This window comes from Kluyvera ascorbata ATCC 33433 (genome assembly GCF_000735365.1).
GTDB classification, from domain to species: Bacteria; Pseudomonadota; Gammaproteobacteria; order Enterobacterales; family Enterobacteriaceae; genus Kluyvera; species Kluyvera ascorbata.
Genome location: NZ_JMPL01000191.1, coordinates 1 through 4,921, shown reverse-complemented (window position 1 = coordinate 4,921; position 4,921 = coordinate 1). Strand labels below are relative to the sequence as shown.

Sequence of the window (4,921 nt, the reverse complement as noted above, 5' to 3'; positions counted from 1 at the left end):
ATGGCATAGCCAGCGAGACCGTATTATTGAGCTGGCGAGCTGGTATGCCGGTCTTTGCGCGACCCTTGGTAAGTTCGCCAATGACTTTGCGTTGATGATGCAAACGGAAGTCGCTGAAGTGAGTGAACCCATTGCGGAAGGGCGAGGCGGTTCGTCCGCGATGCCGCATAAACGTAATCCGGTTAGCTGTGCTGCGATCCTTGCGGCGGTCGCTCGTACGCCGGGGCTGATGGCGACGCTGTATGCGAGCCAGATTCAACAGCACGAACGCGCGCTGGGTGGCTGGCAGGCCGAATGGGAAACGCTTCCGCAGCTGGTGATGCTGGCGGGGGGCGTGCTCGAAAACAGCGAATATTTGCTTTCAGGGATGCAGGTTAATGCGCAAAAGATGCGTGATAACCTCGATATCACTCATGGCCTGATCATGGCTGAATCCGTCACTCAGGCACTAGCGGCCCATATTGGTAAAGCGGATGCCCACCATCTGATTGAAAAAATTTGCCATCGGGCAATCGCGCTTGATTGTCCGTTACGACCGCTACTGGAAAAGGATTCGCTGGTGAGCCAGCATCTTTCTTCAGAGCAACTTACGCAGCTGCTGGATCCGGCAAACGCTGTCGGTAGCGCGGACCACTTTGTGCGCCAGATATTGGCGCGCTTTCAGGAGTTAGGGACATGAATATCCATTATCGCCTCGACGGACCGGAAAAGGCACCGGTACTGGTGTTATCAAACTCACTGGGCACGACGCTCACGATGTGGGACGCGCAAATGCCCGCGCTGACCGAACACTTTCGGGTGCTGCGCTACGATACGCACGGTCATGGACAAACGACGAAACGCGGAAAGGTGACGTTGTCACAGCTGGGTGAGGACGTGATTACGCTGCTCGATCATCTGAATATCGAACGCGCCAGTTTCTGCGGTATTTCAATGGGTGGCCTGACCGGACTGTGGCTGGCACGCTTCGCGCCGGAACGTTTTGAGGCGGTTGTTGTGGCGAACACCGCGGCTAAAATTGGCGAGCAGGCGGGCTGGTTATCGCGAGCGCGTACCGTGCGCAGTGAAGGCATGGGCGTGGTTGCCGCCGGCTCTGCGGATCGCTGGTTTACTCATGCCTTCCGTGAGCATCATCCCGCGGTGGTAGAGCAACTGTGTCATCAGTTGGCCGAGTCAGAAGCAGAAGGCTACGCCGAATGCTGCGATGCGCTTGCCGCCGCAGACTTGCGTGCCGAGGTGGCGGCTATTCATGTGCCGATGCTGATTATCGCCGGGGAAAATGATCCGGTTACTACCGTGGACGATGCCGATTTCCTGCATCAACAGATTGATGACGCGTTCCAGGTCTGTCTCCCGGCCTCACATTTATCAAATATCGAAGCCAGCGACGAATTTAATGCCGCGCTGGTGGCTTTTTTACGGAGGAATCATGGCGGATAAAGAACGCTATCAGCAGGGTATGGCGGTTCGCCGAAAGGTACTAGGCGACGCTCATGTTGATCGCACTGTGGCGAAACTTTCCCCGCTGAACGAGGAGTTTCAGGACTTTATCACGCGCTACGCCTGGGGTGAAACCTGGACGCGTCCGGGTCTGAGTCACCATACGCGCAGCATGATAACCATCGCCATGCTGATTGCACTCAACCGCGAAGCCGAACTCAAAATGCATCTGAGGGCGTCATTTAATAACGGCGTGACCCGCGACGAACTGAAAGAGCTGATTATGCACTCGGCGCTGTACTGCGGTTTACCGGCGGCAAATGCGACGATGCATCTGGCTCAGCAGGTGTTCGATGATATTGATGCGGGGAATTCGTGATCCCTGGCCTGAAAAATAAAACGTAGTTCCATTATTATCGGTCCTCTTTTCTATTTAACGCTGTTAATGGAGAACCGATGACAAGATTACGTTACCCTGGAATGTCGACGTTGCTCTGTATGCCGCTGGTGCTGCAGGGCTGCGTCGCTGCTTCGTCAACGGGTACGGCAAGCAAGCCGCTGTTGACGGCGCAGGAAGCCGTCGCCTATACCGCAGAGAACTATTTCGCCCACGGTGGGCAGGTTCATGATTTGCAGGGAGCCTGGCAACCCCAACCCATCGTTCCCGACAACAATACTCCGTGGCGCGTCGCGACCTCCGGGGCCCCCTATAATGATATTCAGCAAGCGATTGATGCTGCCATTGCCCAGCATCAGGGAAGCGAACGCCTTTATATCCGCATCGATCCCGGCGTTTACACCGGAACGGTTTATATCCCCGACAATGCGCCGCCAATCACCCTTTTTGGTACCGGCAAACAGCCGCAGGACGTGAGAATCGAATTCGCGCTGGACTCGCAGTTTAGCCCAGCAACCTATCGCAAAACCGTCAGCGCAGACCGCTACCCGCCGGGTTCACCGGCTTACTACCAGTACGCACTGTGCGCCGGAAAAACCAGCGCGCTGATTGGCACCAACTGTGCCGCCGTTTTCTGGGCGCAAAGCCATGATTTACAGCTCTATAACCTGACAATCGCTAACAGTTTGCTGGATACGGTGGACGGGGGTACCCATCAGGGCGTGGCGTTGCGTACCGACGGTGATCGTATCCAGCTACAACACGTCCGGCTGTTGGGACGTCAGGATACGCTGTATCTCAACGTCAGCGATCGCCACAACGAGGCGCTGACTGATAGGATCAACCGCGTACTGATGCAGGACAGTTACGTAGAGGGCGATGTGGATTACGTGTTTGGTCGCGCTAACGTCGTCTTTGACCGCGTGCATTTTCACACCGTCTCCAGCCGTCGCTCGCCGGAAGCGTATGTGCTCGCTCCTAATACGCTGCCGGATAATCCGTACGGTTTTCTGGTGACGAACAGCCGTTTTACCACCGATGATGGCTATAAAGGTGCGTTCAAAGCGAAACTCGGCCGCGCATGGGATCAGGGCGCTGGAAAGACGGGTTATCTGCCGGATAAAACGGCGAACGGTCAGGTGTTAATTGTTGATAGCACTATCGATAGCGGTTACGACGCGCTGTCGCCTTGGGGGGCAGCGGCGACCACCGCAAGGCCGTATAAAGCGAATTCCAGCGCTTTACGAGAGCTTAACGACGTCAATTTCAACCGATTATGGGAGTGGAATACGCGCTGGGAGAAATAAGTCCAGTGCCAGAAAATCACGCACAAACGCACAGTCCGAGGGTAGATTCGGACTGTGCAACACTATTGTGCCTGTGGTTTCAAGCTGGCAGCAGCGTAATATTGGTCTTAATAATCTCTACCGAGCGGGCAAATTTCTCCCGCTCATCGTCGGCCAACTGAAGCTCGATTATCTGCTGTACACCGCTTTGCGCGAGCACCGCAGGTACACCGATTGCCACGCCATCAACGCCATACTCTCCATCCAGAATGCAGGAAATGGCCAGCGCGCGGTGGCTACCGGTAAAGATGTTGCGGCAAATTTCAGCAATCGTTCCCGCAATACCGTACTCCGTGCAGCCTTTACCCGCGTAAATTTCGAAACCCAGCTTGCGTACGTTATCCGCCATGGCCTGACGGTCGAGCGCTTTCCCCGTGCGATGCCGATAAACATTTTCAATGGGGGAGCCGTACACCGACGAATGTGACCAGACCGGGAACTGACTATCGCCGTGTTCACCGAGAATAAATGCGTCAATGCTCTGCGCGCCAATCTCCAGATCCTGAGCAAGCTTACGACGTAGACGTGTGGTATCCAGCCATACGCCGGTACCGATAACCTGGTTACGCGGCAGGCCGGAGAGCTGCCAGACCTGCCAAGTGATGATGTCACAAGGGTTGGTGGCAATCAGGAAAATACCGTTAAAGCCGCCAGCCATCATCTGCGGAACAATACTGTGAACGATATTGGCGGTGCTTTTCAGTTCATCAAGCCTCGTCTGACCGGGCTTGAGCGCGCCGCCGGAAACGGTAATAACCGCAATATCGACATCCGCACAGTCGCTGACGTCGCGACAGGAAATAGTCATCATTCCCGGCATATAGGCCGCGGCATCGCTGAGGTCCTGGGCATGGGCTTCGGCACGGGTTTTATTCAGATCGACCAGGATTAATTCTTCGCAAATATTCTGATTCAGCAGCGCATAGGCTGCCGATGCGCCGACATTGCCGGCACCAATTATCATGACTTTACGCGCTTTCGTGTTCATGGTTATTCCATTGCATGGGCAAACAACAGGGGATAAAACTACTCGTTAACAAGTGGTTAGCGCAATAGCCAGCGCCAATTATAAGTTAATGGTATGAGACTACACGAGGTCGAATGATAGAGTAAAAAAACAACAATAGAACAGGAACCCGCTATGTACTCGACTGCCATAACACACGCTGCTAACCCGGATGTTAATGCCCTGATTGCTGAACTTGACCGCTATCAGGAGGCGCTCTATCCAGAGGAGAGCAATCACCTGCTGGATCTCTCACAGCTGCCGTCCGAGCAGCTTATCGTGATGCTTATCCGCAAAGGTGAAGAGGCTGTGGGATGCGGGGCGATTGTGCTGGGAGAAGAAGGACAGGGCGAGATGAAGCGGGTCTTTATTAACCCGACGCACCGTGGACAGCGTCTGGGTGAAACACTATTGGCAGAACTGGAAACCGCCGCATTGCAGCGCGGTTGCCGCATATTGCAACTGGAGACGGGAGTCCATCAACATGCGGCTATCTGCCTGTATCAGCGCTGTGGCTATCAACTGTGCGACGCTTTTGCGCCGTATCAGCCCGATCCGCTCAGCGTCTTTATGATGAAACCGCTGGTTCATCCAGAAGGGCAATAAAGGCTTCCAGTTGTCGGCTCATCGCCCCGCGTCGCCACACCAGCCAGGTCGTTAGCCAGCGCCATTTCTCCGCCAACGGCCATGCCTCGACCTGATGATGTCCCGGCATGCTTTCCAGCATGCTGC

Annotated in this window: 6 protein-coding genes and 1 pseudogene; 5 read left to right on the top strand and 2 right to left on the bottom strand. The window is 55.0% G+C overall.

Annotated features, from left to right (window positions below; all coding sequences use genetic code 11):
* From GKAS_RS22735 to GKAS_RS22720, 4 genes are all read left to right on the top strand, one after another.
* The coding region (locus GKAS_RS22735; RefSeq protein ID WP_035897719.1) for a lyase family protein at positions 1 to 679 on the top strand (679 nt) is incomplete at its 5' end.
* The gene (pcaD, locus tag GKAS_RS22730) at positions 676 to 1,440 is read left to right on the top strand and encodes a 3-oxoadipate enol-lactonase (protein ID WP_035897713.1); all 765 of its coding nucleotides are present in this window, start codon (positions 676 to 678) and stop codon (positions 1,438 to 1,440) included. The genes GKAS_RS22735 and pcaD, both read left to right, overlap by 4 nt.
* Positions 1,430 to 1,819 (top strand): 4-carboxymuconolactone decarboxylase, encoded by a 390-nt coding sequence (pcaC, locus tag GKAS_RS22725; protein ID WP_035897712.1) that lies wholly within the window; start codon positions 1,430 to 1,432, stop codon positions 1,817 to 1,819. Before pcaD ends, pcaC begins: the two co-directional genes overlap by 11 nt.
* A 77-nt stretch (positions 1,820 to 1,896) precedes the next feature.
* Positions 1,897 to 3,144, top strand: a complete 1,248-nt coding sequence (locus GKAS_RS22720; protein ID WP_035897710.1) for a putative acyl-CoA thioester hydrolase — start codon at positions 1,897 to 1,899, stop codon at positions 3,142 to 3,144.
* Between the two features lie 79 nt (positions 3,145 to 3,223).
* Here GKAS_RS22720 and GKAS_RS22715 read toward each other — a convergent pair whose 3' ends face one another.
* The gene (locus GKAS_RS22715; protein ID WP_035897708.1) at positions 3,224 to 4,171 is read right to left on the bottom strand and encodes an L-lactate dehydrogenase; all 948 of its coding nucleotides are present in this window, start codon (positions 4,169 to 4,171) and stop codon (positions 3,224 to 3,226) included.
* A 153-nt stretch (positions 4,172 to 4,324) separates the two neighbouring features.
* Here GKAS_RS22715 and GKAS_RS22710 point away from each other — a divergent pair, with 153 nt between their 5' ends.
* Positions 4,325 to 4,795 (top strand): GNAT family N-acetyltransferase, encoded by a 471-nt coding sequence (locus GKAS_RS22710; RefSeq protein ID WP_035897706.1) that lies wholly within the window; start codon positions 4,325 to 4,327, stop codon positions 4,793 to 4,795.
* Here GKAS_RS22710 and GKAS_RS22705 read toward each other — a convergent pair.
* Positions 4,758 to 4,921 (bottom strand): annotated as a pseudogene (locus GKAS_RS22705) (LysR family transcriptional regulator); the annotation flags it as partial. The gene GKAS_RS22710 and the pseudogene GKAS_RS22705 sit on opposite strands and share 38 nt — an antisense overlap.